The organism is Plantactinospora sp. GCM10030261 (assembly GCF_042666615.1).
GTDB lineage: Bacteria > Actinomycetota > Actinomycetes > Mycobacteriales > Micromonosporaceae > KBS50.
Map to the genome: position 1 here is coordinate 1 of NZ_JBHTDD010000001.1, position 17,693 is coordinate 17,693.

Annotated in this window: 14 protein-coding genes; 6 read left to right on the top strand and 8 right to left on the bottom strand. The window is 71.3% G+C overall.

Annotation, left to right across the window (positions count from 1 at the left end):
* Nucleotides 1–21 precede the first annotated feature (21 nt).
* A complete protein-coding gene (gene pruA / locus ACFQUZ_RS00005) occupies nucleotides 22–1,650 on the bottom strand; it encodes an L-glutamate gamma-semialdehyde dehydrogenase (RefSeq protein WP_377436517.1) in 1,629 nt (542 codons plus the stop codon).
* Between the two features lie 238 nt (nucleotides 1,651–1,888).
* On the opposite strand from pruA, the gene ACFQUZ_RS00010 reads away from it, so the two are divergent.
* Nucleotides 1,889–3,145 carry a hypothetical protein gene (locus ACFQUZ_RS00010; protein WP_377436520.1) on the top strand — a complete coding sequence of 419 codons (1,257 nt, stop codon included), beginning with the start codon at nucleotides 1,889–1,891 and terminating at the stop codon, nucleotides 3,143–3,145.
* Nucleotides 3,146–3,262: 117 nt separating this feature from the next.
* Nucleotides 3,263–3,547, top strand: coding sequence for a putative quinol monooxygenase (locus tag ACFQUZ_RS00015; protein ID WP_377436523.1), 285 nt, complete (start codon nucleotides 3,263–3,265; stop codon nucleotides 3,545–3,547).
* Between the two features lie 9 nt (nucleotides 3,548–3,556).
* On the opposite strand, the gene ACFQUZ_RS00020 is transcribed toward ACFQUZ_RS00015, so the two are convergent.
* Nucleotides 3,557–4,081 carry a DUF6912 family protein gene (locus ACFQUZ_RS00020; RefSeq protein WP_377436525.1) on the bottom strand — a complete coding sequence of 175 codons (525 nt, stop codon included), beginning with the start codon at nucleotides 4,079–4,081 and terminating at the stop codon, nucleotides 3,557–3,559.
* Between the two features lie 296 nt (nucleotides 4,082–4,377).
* Here ACFQUZ_RS00020 and ACFQUZ_RS00025 point away from each other — a divergent pair, with 296 nt between their 5' ends.
* Nucleotides 4,378–4,602: a helix-turn-helix domain-containing protein gene (locus tag ACFQUZ_RS00025; protein WP_377436528.1), complete on the top strand. Its 225-nt coding sequence runs from the start codon at nucleotides 4,378–4,380 to the stop codon at nucleotides 4,600–4,602.
* A 266-nt stretch (nucleotides 4,603–4,868) separates the two neighbouring features.
* Entirely contained in the window at nucleotides 4,869–5,663 is a 795-nt protein-coding gene (locus ACFQUZ_RS00030) for an Rv3235 family protein (protein WP_377436531.1), read from the top strand.
* Between the two features lie 116 nt (nucleotides 5,664–5,779).
* Here ACFQUZ_RS00030 and secA read toward each other — a convergent pair whose 3' ends face one another.
* A complete protein-coding gene (gene secA, locus ACFQUZ_RS00035; protein ID WP_377436534.1) occupies nucleotides 5,780–8,641 on the bottom strand; it encodes a preprotein translocase subunit SecA in 2,862 nt (953 codons plus the stop codon).
* A 172-nt stretch (nucleotides 8,642–8,813) separates the two neighbouring features.
* Here secA and ACFQUZ_RS00040 point away from each other — a divergent pair, with 172 nt between their 5' ends.
* Nucleotides 8,814–9,998, top strand: coding sequence for a GNAT family N-acetyltransferase (locus tag ACFQUZ_RS00040; RefSeq protein WP_377436536.1), 1,185 nt, complete (start codon nucleotides 8,814–8,816; stop codon nucleotides 9,996–9,998).
* 49 nt (nucleotides 9,999–10,047) lie between these two features.
* Entirely contained in the window at nucleotides 10,048–11,220 is a 1,173-nt protein-coding gene (locus ACFQUZ_RS00045; RefSeq protein ID WP_377436538.1) for a GNAT family N-acetyltransferase, read from the top strand.
* Between the two features lie 45 nt (nucleotides 11,221–11,265).
* Here ACFQUZ_RS00045 and hpf read toward each other — a convergent pair whose 3' ends face one another.
* The 5 genes from hpf to mtrA all read right to left on the bottom strand — a co-directional run bounded on the left by hpf (nucleotide 11,266) and on the right by mtrA (nucleotide 17,471).
* Nucleotides 11,266–11,928, bottom strand: a complete 663-nt coding sequence (gene hpf / locus ACFQUZ_RS00050; protein WP_377436541.1) for a ribosome hibernation-promoting factor, HPF/YfiA family — start codon at nucleotides 11,926–11,928, stop codon at nucleotides 11,266–11,268.
* A 253-nt stretch (nucleotides 11,929–12,181) separates the two neighbouring features.
* Nucleotides 12,182–12,895, bottom strand: a complete 714-nt coding sequence (locus ACFQUZ_RS00055; RefSeq protein ID WP_377436543.1) for a ComF family protein — start codon at nucleotides 12,893–12,895, stop codon at nucleotides 12,182–12,184.
* Nucleotides 12,896–12,975: 80 nt separating this feature from the next.
* The gene (locus tag ACFQUZ_RS00060) at nucleotides 12,976–14,769 is read right to left on the bottom strand and encodes an LpqB family beta-propeller domain-containing protein (RefSeq protein WP_377437452.1); all 1,794 of its coding nucleotides are present in this window, start codon (nucleotides 14,767–14,769) and stop codon (nucleotides 12,976–12,978) included.
* 86 nt (nucleotides 14,770–14,855) lie between these two features.
* Nucleotides 14,856–16,769, bottom strand: coding sequence for an MtrAB system histidine kinase MtrB (mtrB, locus tag ACFQUZ_RS00065; protein ID WP_377436545.1), 1,914 nt, complete (start codon nucleotides 16,767–16,769; stop codon nucleotides 14,856–14,858).
* 12 nt (nucleotides 16,770–16,781) lie between these two features.
* Nucleotides 16,782–17,471, bottom strand: a complete 690-nt coding sequence (gene mtrA / locus ACFQUZ_RS00070; RefSeq protein WP_377436547.1) for an MtrAB system response regulator MtrA — start codon at nucleotides 17,469–17,471, stop codon at nucleotides 16,782–16,784.
* Nucleotides 17,472–17,693: the final 222 nt, after the last annotated feature.

The window sequence follows — 17,693 nt, forward strand, 5'->3', positions numbered from 1 at the left end:
GTGGGGGGTGGGGGGTGGGGGTTAGGACATGTGTGGGTACGAGTGGTCGGTCGGCGGGACGAAGGTCTCCTTGATCGTCCGCGGCGACATCCACCGCACCAGGTTCTGCCAGGAGCCGGCCTTGTCGTTGGTGCCGCTGGCCCGGGCGCCACCGAACGGCTGCTGCCCGACCACGGCGCCGGTCGGCTTGTCGTTGATGTAGAAGTTGCCGGCCGCGTACCGCAGCTTCTCCGTCGCCCAGTCGACGACCCGCCGATCGGTCGCGAAGACCGCCCCCGTGAGCGCGTACGGCGCGATGGACTCGGCCTGCGTCACCACATCGGAGAACCGCGCGTCGTCGTAGACGTGCACACCCAGGATCGGTCCGAAGTACTCCGTGGTGAACGACTCGTGCGCCGGGTCACCGCACTCGAACAGCGTCGGCCGGACGAAGTACCCCTCGGAATCGTCGGCGATGCCACCGGCCAGGATCCGGCAGGCGTCGTCGCCCTTGATCATGTCGAGCGCCGCGGTGTGCCGGGCGAACGCCTTCGCGTCGATCACCGCGCCACCGAAGTTGGCGAAGTCGGTGACGTCGCCGTACCGCAGCGAGTCCACGGTGGCGGCGAGCCGGTCGCGCAGGCCGCCCTCCCACAGCGAGCGCGGCACGTACGCCCGGGAGGCCGCCGAGCACTTCTGGCCCTGGTATTCGTACGCGCCCCGGACCAGGGCGGTGTGCAGCGCGTCCACGTCGGCGCTGGCGTGCGCGACGACGAAGTCCTTGCCGCCGGTCTCGCCGACCAGCCGGGGGTAACCGCGGTAGCTGGCGATGTTCTCCCCGACGGTGCGCCACAGGTGCTGGAACACCTTGGTGGAGCCGGTGAAGTGGATGCCGGCCAGGTCCGGATCGGCCAGCACCACGTCGGACACCTCCTCGCCCCGACCGGTCACCATGTTGATCACTCCGGGCGGCAGACCGGCGGCCTCGAACAGGCGCATCGTGAAGTGGGCGGCGAACTGCTGCGTCGGTGCCGGCTTCCAGACCACGGTGTTGCCCAGCAACGCCGGCGCGGAGGGCAGGTTGCCGGCGATCGCGGTGAAGTTGAACGGGGTGATCGCGTAGACGAACCCCTCAAGTGGCCGGTGGTCGAAACGGTTCCACACACCGGGCGAGGAGTTCGGCTGCGCGGCGAGCAGCTTGCTGGCGAAGGCCACGTTGAACCGCAGGAAGTCGATCAACTCGCAGGCGGAGTCGATCTCGGCCTGCACCGCGGTCTTCGACTGGCCGAGCATCGTGGCGGCGTTCAGCGTGTCCCGCCACGGCCCAGCGAGCAGGTCGGCGGCGCGCAGGAACACCGCGGCGCGGTCGGCGAAGGACAGGCTCCGCCAGTCCGGTGCGGCCGCCTTGGCCGCCCGCACCGCCGCCCGCCCGTCGTCATGGGTGGCGTGGCCGGTGACACCCAGAACGTGCGCGTGCTTGTGCGGCTGCACCACGTCTATCCGCTCGCCGCCGGCCATCCGCCGCTCCCCGCCGATGGTCATCGGCAGGTCGATCCGTTCGGCGGCGAGTTCGTCGAGCCGCCGCCGCAGGCTCTCCCGCTCGGCACTCCCCGGCGCGTAGGTGTGGACCGGCTCGTTGTGCGGCTCGGGTACGGAAAAGAGGGCGTCCATTCCAGCTCCTGCGGATCTCGACAGCGATGGCGAAACCGGACCCACCGGGCGCCGGTATGGTGAACCGAACTGGCCGCGTACCCGGTGGTACCGGGCCGCCGGCGGCGGGACCTCGGCCAATACTCCCACGCCCGCCCGACGGCGCCGAGCGCGGCGGGCGCCGGTCCGGTCACCGCGTACCCTCGCAGACGGCGGTCCACCCGGCCCGTGCCCTGCGGCTCCCGCGGAGAAGGAGACGATGAGCGACAAGCCCGGCAGCACCGCGGCGTCCCGGCCCCGCCGCCGACCCACGCCCGCCGGTGATTCCCCCGCCCCCGCCACGGACGCCTTCCGACGCCAGCCAGCGCCGGGAGCGCCACTGCTGGCCCTGCTCGCGCTGGCCTGGCTGGTCGCCATGCTCTGGTCGACCCAGCGGGCGATCTCGTCGAACGCGGGCACGACCGCGATCTTTTCGGCCGCGTACGCGCTGCCGGGGGTGATCTCCGCGAGCCTGGTCGGCGGGGCCGCGGCCGGCCTGGCCGCGGTCCGCCTGCTGGCCCGGCGCGGTGCCCACCGCCCATGGGTGAGGTTCGCCGTGGCCGTCGGCGCGGGAGCGCTTACCGGGTTACTGTCCGCCGTGGTCCTGACGCTCGGCCGCGACGACCAGGGTGTGGTCGCGGTACTCGCCGGCACCATCGCGGCCGCCACCGTCATCGGCGGGGCGATCGGCGCCCTCCGGCCACCGGTCGCCGGCGCCGTGGTGCTCGGAGGGCTGGCCGTATTCGCCGCCACCTTCGTACTCAGCCTCTTCCAGCGTGAGATCACCTCCTGGTACGGCGCCGGTGACACCATGGCGTCGCAGCTCAGCGCATTCACCTGGTTCTCCCGGACGCTCTCGGTGACCTGCGGGCTGGCCGCCGGCCTCGCCGCGTACGCCTACCTGCGCGGTGCCGAGCGCCGCGCCGTGGGTCGGGATGCCGCCGGCGAGCCGGACCGGCCCGCTGGTTGGCCCACCTACCTGGCGGCCGGTGCGGGGCCGGGCCTCGTCCTGCTGCTCGCCGAGACGCTTATCTGGACCGCAGGCGGCCGGGTGCTCCGGCTCGCCGGCCAGCTCAGCGAGGCGGACCAGGTGGCCCAGGGCCTGCTCAACGGCTCCCGGGTGGTACACGGCATGGGCGTGTTGTTCCTCGGCGGGCTCGTCGCGATGATCGCCTTCGGCCGGACCGTGCGGCCGGCCGACGAGACCGGTCGAGCGGTACCGGACGACGCCGCGGCGGGCACCGGTCCGGCGGGTGCCGGACGACCGGACGGCGATCCGGCGAGGGCGCGTCCGACCAACGCGGGACGACCGGACGGCGACCCGGTGGACACCGGCCCCGAGGAGACCGGCGCACCGGGCACCGGCCCGGTCGACGCCGACCAGGCGTCGCCCCGGGACGCCGACGACGACCGGGACGAGGCCGACGACCGGGACGCGGACGACGATGACACGGGCGGCTGGCCGGAACGGCGGTAAGGCGCCGGACCGGGAATGTCGTAGGCGAACGGCAGGATTGTCCCGGCGCATCCGAGCGCCAGGGGCGCCCGGCCAGCGCACGCCAGACCGGCCGGGTCGACGACCAGAGAGGACACCATGCTCATCGTTGCCGGCAGTATCTGGGTCGATCCGGCGGACCGCGACTCCTACCTGGCCGGTTGCCGGCAGGTGGTCGGCGCGGCCCGCGCCGCGGCGGGTTGCCACGACTTCGCCCTGGACGCCGACCTGCTCGAACCGGGTCGAATCAACATCTTCGAGCGTTGGGAGTCCGACGGGCACCTGCACGCGTTCCGGGGCAGTGGACCCGACCAGGAGCAGACCGTGGCGATCACGCGGGCCGAGGTCTCCAAGTACCGGATCTCCTCGGTCGAGGCGCCCTGACCCGGGCACTCACCGCAACGTGTCCAGCTCCGACACGTCGTACCATTCCAGCTCGTGGTCCTCGGCGGTGTCCACCGTGAACTCAGCGTCCGGGTCGCCGGCCAGGGCCTCCTCGATCGCCTCGGCGGCCGCGCCGACGTCCGCCTGGGCGTCGTCACCGTCGACATGGACCGCGGCGACGGCGCCGACCCGCACCGGGACGCCCAGCCGTACCGTGCTGGAGCCCAGTTCGCCGTCCACCGGCCGGACCTCCGACGCGGGCAGATCGGCGGAGACCACCACGCGTCGCCGGGGCGCCGTGGGATCCGCCCGCAGCAGCCGAAGCGCCGCCTGTGCGGCCCGGGTGAAGGCGACGTACTCCAACTCCTCCTCGTCTCCCTCGGCGTACCACTCCCGCAGGCCCGGGGTCACGGCGTGAGCTTGCGCGGCGGTGCCGTCGTGGGCGTCCGTGGCATCGACGAGGCCCGCGCCGGACAACGCGGCCAGCATGGGCACCGTGGCCGGGACGTACACCCGGACCAGTTGTTCTGTCACCGCACCACCTCCGGCTCGACACCCGCACCGGCCACCGGGCCGGCCCTGTCGCAGATCATGCCCGGCCCACTCCCGGTCCCGCCGTTCGGGGCGGGGCCAGGCCCCAGCCGGCCGGACCGCTATGTGTCACGCGGTCAGGCCGGTGGTGGCGCACCAACCACGGGGCGAAGCGTGTCCGGAGTCCGCCCCCGAGGCGGCGCGCGCACGGCTCTGGTACGACCGACGGTCCTCGCCTGTCGTCGGTCGGAGGCCGTCGATGGCAAACTGAGGGTATCGCGCCATCCCAGGGAGAGCCCGTGGAGTCCAGGTTCCTGCAGTTGTCCGACGTCGCCGCCGAACTGAACGTGTCGGACTCGCAGGTTTACCACATGGTGCGCAGCGGGGAACTGCCGGCGATCAAGATCGGTGGCCGAGGTCAGTGGCGGGTGGAACGAGCCAGGCTCGAGGAGTACATCCAGCGCAAGTACGCCGAGACGGCCGACTGGGTGCGGCAGAACCCGCTCGTCGAGCGGGACGACTGACCCCTTGACACGGGGCGTGGCGGCTCGCGGCTCCCTGCTCACGCCTCCCTGCTCGCGGCTCACGGCTCACGACTCGCGGCTTCGCCTGCCACGACATGCCGCACAGCGAGCGGATCAACAGTGTGAGCCGTCGTTCACCCAAACCACGACGGCACGTTATCCACAGGACCGGCAGCACTCCCATTGACCGGCCTCGTCATGATGCCCTACAAAGAGGATGTCGGAGGCAAACGAAGGTAAACACAAGATTATAGGAGCTGAGGCGGATGCGTGGAGCGATGGTCACGTCCCGGCCGACCGTCCGGATCCGGCCCGTCCCGCCACTCGATCCGCCCTTCGACGACGAGTCCACCGCCTACACCTGGTGGCGGGAATCGACCGGGCAGCTCGCTCTCGACCTCACGGCCCCGGCGACCAGCGGGCTGGGCTCGGCGGGAGGTCCGCCCGTCCGCGCCGTCGAGCGGGCCGATCGTGACCTTCTGGCCGGCACCTCACCGGCCCCGGGCGGGGAGCGACTCAGCCCGGCCGGGCTGCAACCCTGGCCGGCCTCGGCCGGCCCGGACCTCCGCCCAACCCCGACCGGGCCGGGCCTCCGCCCGGCCGACCCGCGGGGCGGTCCGGGGACGCCCGCCGGAGCATTGTCACCGGACCGGTCGCCGACGTCAGGACCGGCGGTGTCACGGGCGTCGACACCCGGTGTGCTGGTCACGGCAAGTCCGGAGGCGCGGCGGGCGACCCGCCGCTTCCTCGGTTGCTGCCTGGAAATCCTCGACGGCCACCGGCCGATCGGTCACCTCCGACGGCTGTGCCACCCGGTCGAGGCGACCGATCTGATCGACGCGTTCACCGCGGCGGTCCGCCGACTCGCCAGGAGGACGGGCACGGTCACCCGGCGTTCGGGCAGCGCCCTGCGGATCCGCGTCCTCCGGGTCTGCGAGCCCACCGACGGCGTAGCCGAGGTGGCCGTCGTGCTGGGGCGGATCGACCGGAGCTGGGCCCTTGCGCTACGCCTCGAACGAAGTCCGGACGGCTGGTTGTGCACCGCCTTCGAGCTGCTGTGACGGTGTCCGCGAGCGGCGGCACCCGGACGATCGAGTCAATCCGTCACGGCGTCGAGCCGCCCGGGGTGCCCGCCCGGCACGGTCGGTGGGCATCCCGGGCATCCAGATCGTCTCGGTCAGGAGTTGCCAGGGGCTCCGTGGCACCGCTTGTACTTGCGACCCGACCCACAAGGGCAGGGCGCGTTACGGGACGGCCCGCTGCTGGCCGCCGGGGTGCCGGCGGGTGCCGGCTGTGCGGCGGCCCGACGCTTGGTCGGCGCCGGAGCACCCGAACCGCCGATCCCCAGCGCGGGTGCCTGGTTCTCCGGCCGCTCCACCGTCACGCCACCGGTGGCGCCAGCCTCGCCGTCAATGGTCGGAGCGGAGTATTGCAGGCCCTGACGGCGCGGCGTCGGAGCCAGTCCCTTGGCCTTGATCTCGACCGGCTGCTCGAGCAGCTTGATCTCCTCGGCCGGGGCCGGCTCCGGCTCCTCGACCTGGACCTCCAGGTTGTAGAGGAAGCCGACGGTCTCCTCCTTGATGCCGTCCATCATGGTGGCGAACATGTCGAAGCCCTCGCGCTGGTACTCCACAACCGGGTCGCGCTGCGCGTACGCCCGCAGCGAGATGCCCTGCTGGAGGTAGTCCATCTCGTAGAGGTGCTCGCGCCACTTCCGGTCGATGACCTGAAGCAGCACCATCCGCTCCAACTGGCGCAGCGCCTCGCTGCCGAGATCCGCCTCGCGACGCTCGTACGCGGCGTGCGCGTCCTCCTTGAGCCGGGCGAGCAGGAACTCGGCGTCCAGGCTGTTGCGCTCGCCGCCAGCCTCCTCCTCGAGGTCCTCGATGCTCACGCCGATCGGGTAGAGCTGCTTGAGGCTGGTCCAGAGCTGGTCGAGGTCCCAGTCCTCGGCGTATCCGTCCGCGGTCGCGCCGGTGACGTACGCCCCGACCACGTCGTCGATCATGTTCCGCACCTGGTCGTGCAGGTCCTCGCCGTTGAGCACGCGGCGGCGCTCGGCATAGACCACCTGGCGCTGCTTGTTCATCACCTCGTCGTACTTGAGGACGTTCTTCCGGATCTCGGCGTTCTGGTTCTCGATCTGGGCCTGCGCGCTCTTGATCTGGCGGGTGACCATCTTCGACTCGATGGGCACGTCCTCCGGAATGTTGAACCGCTCCATGACGGCCTCGACGGCACCGGCGCGGAACCGCCGCATCAGCTCGTCCTGCAACGACAGATAGAACCGCGACTCACCCGGGTCGCCCTGCCGGCCCGACCGACCGCGCAGCTGGTTGTCGATCCGCCGCGACTCGTGCCGCTCGGTGCCCAGCACGTACAGGCCACCAACGGAACCGACCTCGTCCGCCTCGGCCTCACACGCCTGCTTCCAGCCGGGCAGGACCTCCTCCAACGCCTTGACGTAGTCGTCCGGCTGCTCGTCCGGGTCGAGGCCGCGCTGCCGCAGCTCGTTGGCGGCCAGGAACTCGGGGTTGCCGCCGAGCAGGATGTCGGTGCCCCGACCGGCCATGTTCGTCGCCACCGTGACGGCGCCCTTACGGCCCGCCTGCGCGATGATCTCGGCTTCCTTGGCGTGGAACTTGGCGTTCAGCACCGCGTGCGGGATGCCGCGCCGACGCAGCAACTGCGAGAGGATCTCGGAGTTCTCCACCGAGACCGTGCCGACCAGGATCGGCTGCCCCTGCTCGTGCCGCTCGGCGATGTCCTCCACCACGGCGTTGAACTTGGCCTTCTCCGTCTTGTAGATGACGTCCGGCCGATCCGCCCGAATCATCGGACGGTGGGTCGGGATGGTCACCACGCCGACCTTGTAGACCTTGTTGAACTCGCCGGCCTCCGTCTGCGCGGTGCCCGTCATGCCGGAGAGCTTGTTGTAGAGGCGGAAGTAGTTCTGCAGGGTGATGGTGGCAAGCGTCTGGTTCTCCTGCTTGATCTCCACCCCCTCCTTGGCCTCGATCGCCTGGTGCATGCCCTCGTTGTAGCGGCGACCGTGCAGGATGCGGCCGGTGAACTCGTCAACGATCAGGACCTCGCCCTCGTTGACGATGTAGTCCTTGTCCCGCTTGTAGAGTTCCTTGGCCTTGATCGCGTTGTTCAGGTAGCCGACCAGCGGCGTGTTGACCGACTCGTACAGGTTGTCGATGCCCAACCGGTCCTCGACCTTGGCCACCCCGCGCTCGGTGATCGCGACGGTGCGCTTCGAGTAGTCGACCTCGTAGTCGCCCTCGCCGTCGGTGCCCGCCTGCAACCGGGACACCACCCGGGCGAACTCGGTGTACCACCGGGCCGAGTGCTCGGCCGGACCGGAGATGATCAGCGGCGTCCGGGCCTCGTCGATGAGGATCGAGTCCACCTCGTCGACGACCGCGAAGTTGTGCCCGCGCTGCACCAACTCGTCCTTCGACCAGGCCATGTTGTCGCGCAGGTAGTCGAAGCCGAACTCGTTGTTGGTGCCGTAGGTGATGTCGCACTGGTAGGCGGCCCGGTGCTCCGCCGAGGGACGGTTCGGCAGGATCACGCCGACGGTCAGCCCGAGGAACTCGTGCACCCGACCCATCCATGCCGCGTCCCGCTGTGCCAGGTAGTCGTTGACCGTGACCACGTGCACGCCGTCGCCGGACAGCGCGTTCAGGTACACCGGCATGACGGAGGTCAGGGTCTTGCCCTCACCGGTCTTCATCTCGGCGATGTTGCCGAAGTGCAGCGCCGCGCCGCCCATCACCTGCACGTCGTACGGCCGCTGGCCGAGCACCCGGGAGGCCGCCTCACGGACCACCGCGAATGCCTCGGGGAGCAGGTCGTCAAGGGTCTCACCGTCGGCCAGCCGGTCCCGGAACTGGTCGGTCATCCCGCGCAGCTCTTCGTCGCTGAGGTCGACGTAGTCGTCCTCGACCGAGTTGACGGCGGCCGCGATGGCCTTGAGCCGACGCAGCATGCGCCCCTCGCCGGCACTGAGGACCTTTTCCAGAATCGACACGGATCAACGCTCCCCTAGAGTCTCAACCAAACCATCGTAGGCGCTCGACCCGGGACGCCGTCAGGTGCGCCACCTGTCGGTACCCCACTGAACCAGACAATCTCGGCGGATAGCGACCGGCCGGCGGAGAAATCCGTTACGCCGAGCGCGAAGTCTCCGCCAGGATGACCGGATGGAGTCCCCCGAACTCGTCGAGGACGGCCTGCTGCTGCGCCCCTGGAAGGCGTCCGACGCCGACGCCGTGCACCGCGCCTGCCAGGACCCGGAGATCCAGCGCTGGACCACCGTACCCGCCCCCTACCTGCCTGAACACGCCGTTCAGTTCGTCACCGAGCGGGCTCCGAAGCAGTGGACGGACGGCACCGGGGCGCCGTTCGCCGCCTGCGACGCGACCACCGGCGAGTTGCTCGCCTCCTGCGGCCTGGTGACCCTCACGCCCGGCGAGGCGACCGGTGAGATCGGGTACTGGACGGCGCCGTGGGCGCGAGGGCGCGGCGTGGCGGTCCGGGCCACTCGGGCGGTGGCTCGGTGGGCCTTCGCCGAGCGGGGACTGCACCGCCTGGTCTGGCAGGCCGAGGTGGGCAACCACGCCTCCCGGCTGGTGGCGTTACGGGCCGGTTTCCGGGTCGAGGGGCAGCTCCGGCTGGCCCACCCGCACCCGCGGGGCGGCCGGGACGCGTGGGTGGGCTCGTTGCTGCCGGACGAGGTGCCGCCGCCCGGCACCCCGGCCGACGGCACCGGCGGACCGGCCGGCCCGGGTTCGCTTGTCGCCCGTCGCGCCGCCGTCTTCGGCCGCCCGCAACCCGTGCTGTTCGCCGCAACGCCGGAGACCGAACTCAGCCTGCGCCCGCCGGCCGAGCAGGACCTCGACGCGATGGTGGCGGCCTGTCGGGACCCGGAGGCCCAGCGCTGGATCCCGCTGCCCGATCCGTACCACCGGTCGGACGCCGAGGCGTTCCTGACGAAAGGGCTCGCCGCCTGGCGCGCCGGCACCGCCGCGTGCTTCGTGGTGGCCGGCCCGGACGACGGCTACCTCGGCGCGCTCGACCTGCGCATCGCCCCCGGAGATCCACTGATCGGCGAGGTCGGTTTCATGATCGCGCCGCAGGCCCGGGGCCGTGGCTATCTGCCCGCCGCGCTGACCGCCGTCGCCGCCTGGGGCTTCGCCACGCTCGGCCTGGCCAGGATCGACTGGTACGCCCAGGTCGGCAACACCGCCTCCCGACGGGCCGCCGAGAAGGCCGGATTCGTCATGGTGGGAACGGTCCGATCAGCCCTCGACCAGCGAGGCACCCGGAGGGACGCGTGGCTGGGTTCGCTGCTACCCGGGGACCTGCGGATGCGCCAGGACCCATGACGGCCGGAGACTGATGAACCCTGGGACCCACGATTGAGCGAGGATCTGGATGACTATCGCCACGGAGCCTGATGTGATCGACGGTGACGGGGTCCGGCTGCGCGCGTACCGGGCGGCGGACGCCGACGACGTCGCGGCGGCCTGCGCGGACCCGCTTACCCAGCGGTTCATCCCGACGATGCCCCACCCGTACACCAGGGACCGGGCCATGGAGTGGATCGACAAGGGGGCGCCGGCCGCCTGGTCGGCCGGCGGCGCCGCGTACGCCATCGTGGACCCGGCCAGCGACCGGGTGATCGGTGGCATCGGCATCGAGCGGCCGGTGCCGGCCCGCCGGCAGGCGGAGATCGGCTACTGGGTGGCGCCCTGGGCACGGGGGCGTGGCGTGGCCACCGCCGCCACCCGCGCGCTGGCCGAGGCGGCCTTCGCCGGCATCCCCGGCGGGCCGCGCGTCGACCGGTTGGAACTGCTCACCGAGTGGGAGAACGCGGCCAGCCAACGGGTGGCCCTGTCCGCGGGATTCCAGCGCGAGGGAGTACGCCGGGAGGCCGGTCTCCTCCCGGACGGGCGTCGCTACGATCTCGTCGCGTTCACCCGGCTCGCCACCGACACGGGCGGTCCCGTGCCCCGACTGCTGCCCGACCTGCCCGACCCGGCGACCGGGCGTGCCCGGCTGACCGACGGGGTGGTGGCCCTGCGCCCGCTCGGCCCGGAAGACGTGGACTTCTTCGTCGAACTACAGAGCCTGCCGGACGTGGTGGCCACGAACGTGCCACCGGTGCCCGCCGACCGGGAGCGGCTCGCCAGGCGATGCGCCCGGGCCACCGCCCAATGGCTGGCCGGCGCGCAGGCCGACGTGGTCGTCCTGGACGCCGCGTCGGGTGACCCGACCGGGCACCTCAGCCTCTACTACGAGCAGCCGGGCCTGCGCGAGGCCATGGTCGCGTACAGCGTGCTGCCCCCCTGGCGGGGACGCGGCTATCCGACCCGCGCGCTGCGTCTGCTGTCCCGGTGGGCGTTCACCGAGGCCGGCATCGCCCGGCTGTACGGCGGCACACTGCCGGACAATGTCGGCTCGCAGCGCGTACTGGAGAAGGCCGGCTACCGGCGCGAGGGTGTGTTGCGCGGTCAGCTCCCGGGCGCCGGTGGCATCCGGGCCGACGACGTGGTCTACGGCCTGCTGCCTGCGGACCTGCCCGAGGCGGCTCGACCGTCGACGTGAACGCCGCCGGGACGATCCCGCCGGGGATCGTCCCGGCGCCCGGCGTCAGGCGTCCAGCGCGATGATCCCGTAGTCGTAACCCTTCCTGCGATAGATCACGCTCGGTTGCCCGGAGTCCTTGTCGAGGAACAGGTAGAAGTCGTGGCCGACCAGTTCCATGTTGTGCAGGGCGTCGTCGACTGTCATCGGCTCGGCGGGATGCACCTTCTCCCGAGCGATGTGCCAGGGCTTGTCGTCGTACTCGTAGTCGTCGTACCGCGAGTCAGCCGGCTCGGGACGGTCGGCGACCGCGGTGGCGGTAGCTCGACCGTTGCCGTTGGGAGAGGAGAGGAGAGGCTCGTCGAGACCGGCCACCGGCAGACCCGCGGTGGCCGCGGCCACCGAAATCGGGGCGTGCCGGCCGCGGTGCACCCGACGGCGATCGGCGGCGCGGCGGAGCCGCGTGTCCAGCTTGGCGATGGCGACGTCGAGCGCGGCGTAGAAGTCCTTGGCACAGGCCTCCGCCCGGACGACCGGGCCACGGGAGACGCAGGTGATTTCGACGCGCTGACAGTGATCCGACTGCCGCGGATTGCGCTCGTGGAACAGTTCGACGTCGACCCGGATGAGCTTGTGGTCGTAACGTTCGACTTTGGCGAGCTTCTCGGCTACATGAATTCGGTAATGATCGGGAACTTCGACGTTACGGCCCTTGACCACGATATCCACGCGTGACCTCCTGAGGTGCGGATGGTCGTGCAAACAGAAAATCCGGTCGGCCATGACCCAGGGACTGTGTCGGCGCGACCGGTCGGCTACGGCTACGCCTCCTTCCAACACCGGGGGATGGAGTTGAGCTGGGTGGTACCCCGGTGAACACGACGCTAACGCCTGGCTGAGCCCTAGTCACCCCCACTGCCAAGACCTTTTCGAGAAGATTTGCGGCAATGGCACGATGAGGTGAATCAGGCACCACGCAGAGTCAATTCATCCGCCGGCGCACCGTCCCGGCGAGCACCGCCGCCGCCCGCACCGGCACCTCGTACCCGTTGAGCAGGACGGCGATCGCCGCGAGCGTGGCCCCCGTGGTGATGATGTCGTCGACAAGCACGATCGTGGCGTCACTTGTTACGGAACGTAGTCTTCGGATGGCTCCGGGACGTACCTGGAAGGCCTCCCCGGCAGTCGCCGCCCGCGCCGCGCTGTCCAGGTGGGTCGAATCCGGGCGGGGCATCGCCCGCAGCGGCTGGGTCGCCGCCGCCGGCCAGCCCGCACCCCGCAACCGGACGACCGCGCGCCGGGCCAGCCGGGCCATGTGGTCCCCGTGCCGCTCCCGCGCCGCCCGGGCGGTCGCCGGCACCGGGACCAGCAGCACCGGGCGTGGCCGGCCGACCGCCGCTGCCACCGCCCCGGCCAGTAGAACACCCAACGGCCGGCCCAGCCTGTGCCGGCCGCGTTCCTTGTACGAGAGCACCGCCTCCCGCAGCACCCCCTGGTACGCCCCGACGGCGGTGCACGGAGGCAGGCCGGCTGGTGCGGGCGTGGGCCGGACCGGATGCGGAACCAACGCCTCCAGCGCGCCAGCGCAGGAGGCGCAGACACCCGCTCGCAACGGCAGCCGGGTGGCCCGGCAGCCGGCGCAGTCGGCCGGCAGCACGAGGTCGGCAAGCGCAGCCAACACACCGTCGCTCGGCAACAGACCTCCCGCACGCCTGGCTGAGCCGATCGGCTCAGCGGGATGGACGGTCGGGTCCGGCGGTGAGAGCCGGGCCGGATTCAGTAGAGGAAGAACGGGGCCCGGGGGCCGTTCTGCCCGGCCTCCGCACCGACCACCTGCTGCGCGGTGACCTGTTCGTAGGAGTTGAACCGGTTCGCCCACACGGATCCGGCCGCCTCGTACATCAGCCACGTGCTCGACTTACCGACCACCGGGTTGTTCGGGTACGTCGCCAACTGGGTCACCGGGGCGTCCGGTGTGTGCAGGTCGAAGTCGGCGCCCCCGTCCACCGTCACCTGGTAGATCATCGGGCGGCCACCCCGTCCGGTGCCCGCCACCGCGAGCGAGGTCTCGTCGAACCAGTCCACGGCGGTGGGAGCGGTCAGCGGCACCGGCACCGGGCGGGCCTCCCCCGCGGTCAGGCCGGCACCGTCGGTGTTCACGGCGGCGACGTAGACCCGACCGCCGGCGACCACCGCGATCCGGCGGCCGTCGAGTGCGGCGCCGACGCTCGCCAGCGGGCCCGAGACGTTCGGGATCCGCACCTCGACCATGCCCGCTTCGACGTCGAACCGGAAGAGCTTCCCGTCGGCCACCACAAGCCCGGTCATGCGCTGCTTGGCGTACGGCACCTTGAGCCACACCGGTCGGCCCATCGCCCCGTACGACCGGCCGCCGAGCCGCTTTACGGCGACGCTTCCCGATCCGATCCCGGCGGCCAGCGCCTGCCGGTCCCCGGCGCTTACCACCAGGCCGGCCGCGACGGTGTCTCCGCTGCTCACTATGCCGGCGGAAAGGACATTCTGGTTCGTGTCCACGGTGAGCGGCGGCGGGAACGGCGGCGGGTCGCTCACCCCGCTCGCGACCGCGCGCACCTGCCCGTCGTACACCACGAACCGCTGGTTCCGCTCCGACACGTCGTACAGCGGCATGATCTCGCGCTCGCTGACCGCGTCGAACGACCGCCGGCTCTCGTTGCCCACCTTGACGTCGATGAGGTTCTGGTCATCCGGCATGGACCAGGCGAGTTGGGTGACCAGACGGTCCAGCTCGGCCTCCTCGTCCGCGCCGGCGTTCGGCAGCGACAGGTTGACCTCCAACCGGCCGGCGTCGGTCTCCGCGACGTTGCCCGTCACCCGGATGCCGTCGGGCAGCGACCGCGCCACCGATCTCAGCCACTCCGACGGACCGTCGTTCAACCAGCCGGCGATCTCCGTTGCGTGCCGTTCCCGCGGCACCTTGCGCGGCAGGTGGCGCAGGTCCGGAACGAGGTGCGAGTTGTCGCTGCTCCAGAAGTAGACGGCGTACGGCACGTAGTGTTTGGCGAGCGCCTTGGTACTCAGCATCAGCTCGCGCGGCGGGTTGTGCAGCCACAGGCCCGGCTCCACCTTGCCTCGGGCGTCCGGCTGGGCCCGGCCGACCTCGAAGGTGTACTGGCCGGACGGCGTGGCCGGGGGTGGACCGATGGTGCCGTCCGACTGGAGAACCCCGACGACCTCGTAGGGCACGGTCACCCTGGTGACCGACCCGGCCGGTGCGAGGTCGAAGTCGGTCTCCTCGACCCGGACCACCGTCAGGGTGACCTCGCTGGCCCCCTTCGGCGGCAACAGGGTCCGGGTGTCCTTCGGCAGGAATTCGTGCACCCGGCCGTACGCGCCGTCGGTCTCCCCGGCCGCCGCGGACAGGTAGTTCATGACGAAGGTGGCGGGGTCCAGGGTTTCGGTCCGGGCCGGCGGGTCCTGCGTGCCGAGTTGATCAGCCGCCCCGCTGAGCGACGTGCCGGCCCGCGGCGGTCCCGCCACCCGGACATCCGTGCTGTCCGGGATGCCGCAACCGAGCAGCCCAGTGGTCATCAACACCGCGACGACCGCCGCTAGGGCCCGTGTCGACGTCCTCGGTCGAGCCGAGGACGTCGACACGGGCCGTGACCACCGCCCGATCATCGCGGCACCCGTTCGCCGTCCGGTGTCGGCACGGACGGTGGGCGACCAGGACCGTCGACGTCCACCGATCTCGCCGAATCCTCGACCGCCACCGGCCACGCGGGGCCGTCGGCCGTCGCCCGCCGCGCGTCGGCCGGGTTCGGTGTCGCGGTGGCAGGAGTCGACGCGGCGCCTGCCGGGGGCGCTGTCGCGGCGGCCGGGCCGATCGCCAGTACGCCACCGCTGCCCGGGCCGATAGCCACCCGGGGGGCGGCGCCGTGGCCAGGACCGGGCACGGCCGCGTCGGCCGGCACCAGCCGCAGCGGAGCGGAGGTGAGCCGGTCCCCGGCCCGCGCGGGCAGCGTGAGCCGGAACTGAGCGCCCTGCCCGGACGCCCCCCATGCCTCCAGCCAGCCCCCGTGAAGTCGGGCATCCTCGAGGCTGATGGAGAGGCCGAGCCCGGTACCGCCGGTCTGCCGGGCCCGAGACGGGTCGGCCCGCCAGAACCGGTTGAACACCAGCTTCTCCTCACCGGGCTTGAGGCCGATCCCCCGGTCCCGCACGGTCACCGCCACCGCGGCGGCGTCCGCGCCGAGCACCACGTCGACGGGTCGTCCCTCACCGTGCTCCACCGCGTTGCCGACCAGGTTACGCAGCACCCGCTCCACCCGGCGCGGATCGATCTCGGCGATCACCGGCCCGTCCGGCACCGTTACCCGCAACGGCACGCCGACCCGATCGGCGAGGCAGGTCAACTGGTCGACCACCCGGTGCACGATCGGCACGAGGTCGGTCGGCTCGACGTCCAGCATCGCGAACCCGGCGTCGAACCGGCTGATCTCCAGCAGGTCGGTCAACAGGCTCTCGAACCGGTCCAGCTCGGCCTGGAGCAGTTCGGCGCTGCGGGCCACCGCCGGGTCGAACTCGTCCCGCTCGGCGAAGATCAGGTCGGCCGCCATCCGGACGGTGGTCAGCGGCGTACGCAGCTCGTGGGACACGTCCGAGGTGAACCGTCGTTGCAGCCGAGACATCTCCTCAAGCCGGACGATCTGCCGCTGGAGATTGGTCGCCATCTGGTTGAACGACGCGGCGAGCAACGCCAGGTCGTCCTCCCCGTTGACAGCCATCCGCTGGTCGAGCAGGCCGGCAGAGAGCCGCTGTGCGGTGCGGGCGGCCACCCGGACCGGGTTGACCACCAACCGGGTCACCAACGCCGCGAGCAGGCCGAGCAGCAGGACCAGCGCTACCCCGGTGGCCAGCACCGTGGAGCGGGTCTGCTCGGCGATCTCGTCCTGCTGGGTCAGCGGTACGAAGTAGTAGAGCTCAAGCTGGCCGAACCGGGTGGCGACGGGGGAACCGTAGACGAGGTACTTGGCCGTGCCGCTGCCCAGGTCACCGGTGCGGATCTGGGACGCCATGTTGCCGGAGCTGACCTTCTCCCGCAGCTCATCGCTGATCAACGGTTGGAAGTTCACCCGGGCCGACGCCTGGGGTTCGATGGCGCTGGGGTCGGCGTCCGAGGTCACCGCCACCACCAGCCCGCCGACCTGGTTGGAGTCACCACCGGCCAGGGCCTGGATGGTGGCCGTGATGGTGCTCTGCAGCTTCGGCTCGTAGGAGGCAGTGTGCACGCTTATCTGCTTCGTCGCGTACGCCTGGCCGTTCTCCAGCCGGTTGTGGACGTCCTCGGTGGCGTTGTCCAGGAGGATGTTTGTGATCTTGTCAGCGACCAGGTAGGCGAACCCGCCCACCAGCAGGCTGGAGGCCACCAGCGTGATGGTCACCACGCGGACCTGGAGCGAGCGGCGCCAGGTGCGGTGGCCCCGTACCGTCAGGGTCATCCCCCGGCGCGCCACGACACGCCACATCTCCCGGGCGACCGCCTGGGCGCGGGCGACGGGAGACTCTTCGGGAACGGGAGGACTGGCCACGGTGTGTCCAGGCTATCCGGTGCCCGCCTTGTAACCCACGCCGCGCACCGTCAGGATGATCTCGGGTCGTTCGGGATCCGGCTCGATCTTGGCCCGGAGCCGCTGCACGTGGACGTTGACGAGCCTGGTGTCCGCCGCGTGCCGGTAACCCCAGACCTGCTCCAGCAGCACCTCCCGAGTAAAGACCTGGCGCGGCTTGCGGGCCAGGGCGACAAGCAGATCGAACTCCAGCGGGGTGAGCTTGACCTCCTCGCCGTTGCGGCTCACCGTGTGCGCCGGCACGTCGATGGTGATCTGGCTGCCGGGTGGCCCGATGGCGAGCATCTCCGGCGCGACATCCTCTCCCCGGCGCAACCGGGCCCGCATCCGGGCGACAAGTTCCTTGGGTTTGAACGGCTTGACAACGTAGTCGTCGGCGCCCGACTCCAGACCGAGCACCACGTCCACGGTGTCACTCTTGGCGGTCAACATCACGATCGGGATGCCCGATTCGCCGCGGATCGCCCGCGCCACGTCGATGCCACTCATTCCCGGCAGCATCAGGTCGAGTAGCACGATGTCCGGCCGACCCTCCCGGAACGCGGCGAGCGCGCGTTCGCCGTCGGCCACGAAGGAGGGCAGGAAACCCTCGCTCCGCAGCACGATGCCGAGCATTTCCGCAAGTGCGGGATCATCGTCGACCACCAGGACCCGGGCTCTCATGGCACCAATGTTTACACCCCGGGCCGCCGTCGCGGTGACCCGCTCCGTCCGAAGCCACGACGCGCCGCCGCCAGGTCAGGCCGAGAACCGCCCGACAGAACGGGACACCAAGGCTCGGACCCGGACGAAATTCCGGTTGGGTCCGGCCGCGGTGACCAGTGTGCGTGCGTCGGGCCGACCCCGGGAGACCGCCGGCCGGCGGCCGCGGCCGGGGATCTGCTG

Coding starts and splice junctions, on each gene's coding strand:
- pruA (WP_377436517.1), bottom strand. CDS start 1,650: ATGGACGCCCTCTTTTCCGTACCCGAGCCGCACAACGAGCCGGTCCAC.
- ACFQUZ_RS00010 (WP_377436520.1), top strand. CDS start 1,889: ATGAGCGACAAGCCCGGCAGCACCGCGGCGTCCCGGCCCCGCCGCCGA.
- ACFQUZ_RS00015 (WP_377436523.1), top strand. CDS start 3,263: ATGCTCATCGTTGCCGGCAGTATCTGGGTCGATCCGGCGGACCGCGAC.
- ACFQUZ_RS00030 (WP_377436531.1), top strand. CDS start 4,869: ATGCGTGGAGCGATGGTCACGTCCCGGCCGACCGTCCGGATCCGGCCC.
- ACFQUZ_RS00040 (WP_377436536.1), top strand. CDS start 8,814: ATGGAGTCCCCCGAACTCGTCGAGGACGGCCTGCTGCTGCGCCCCTGG.
- ACFQUZ_RS00045 (WP_377436538.1), top strand. CDS start 10,048: ATGACTATCGCCACGGAGCCTGATGTGATCGACGGTGACGGGGTCCGG.
- ACFQUZ_RS00060 (WP_377437452.1), bottom strand. CDS start 14,769: ATGACCACTGGGCTGCTCGGTTGCGGCATCCCGGACAGCACGGATGTC.
- mtrA (WP_377436547.1), bottom strand. CDS start 17,471: ATGAGAGCCCGGGTCCTGGTGGTCGACGATGATCCCGCACTTGCGGAA.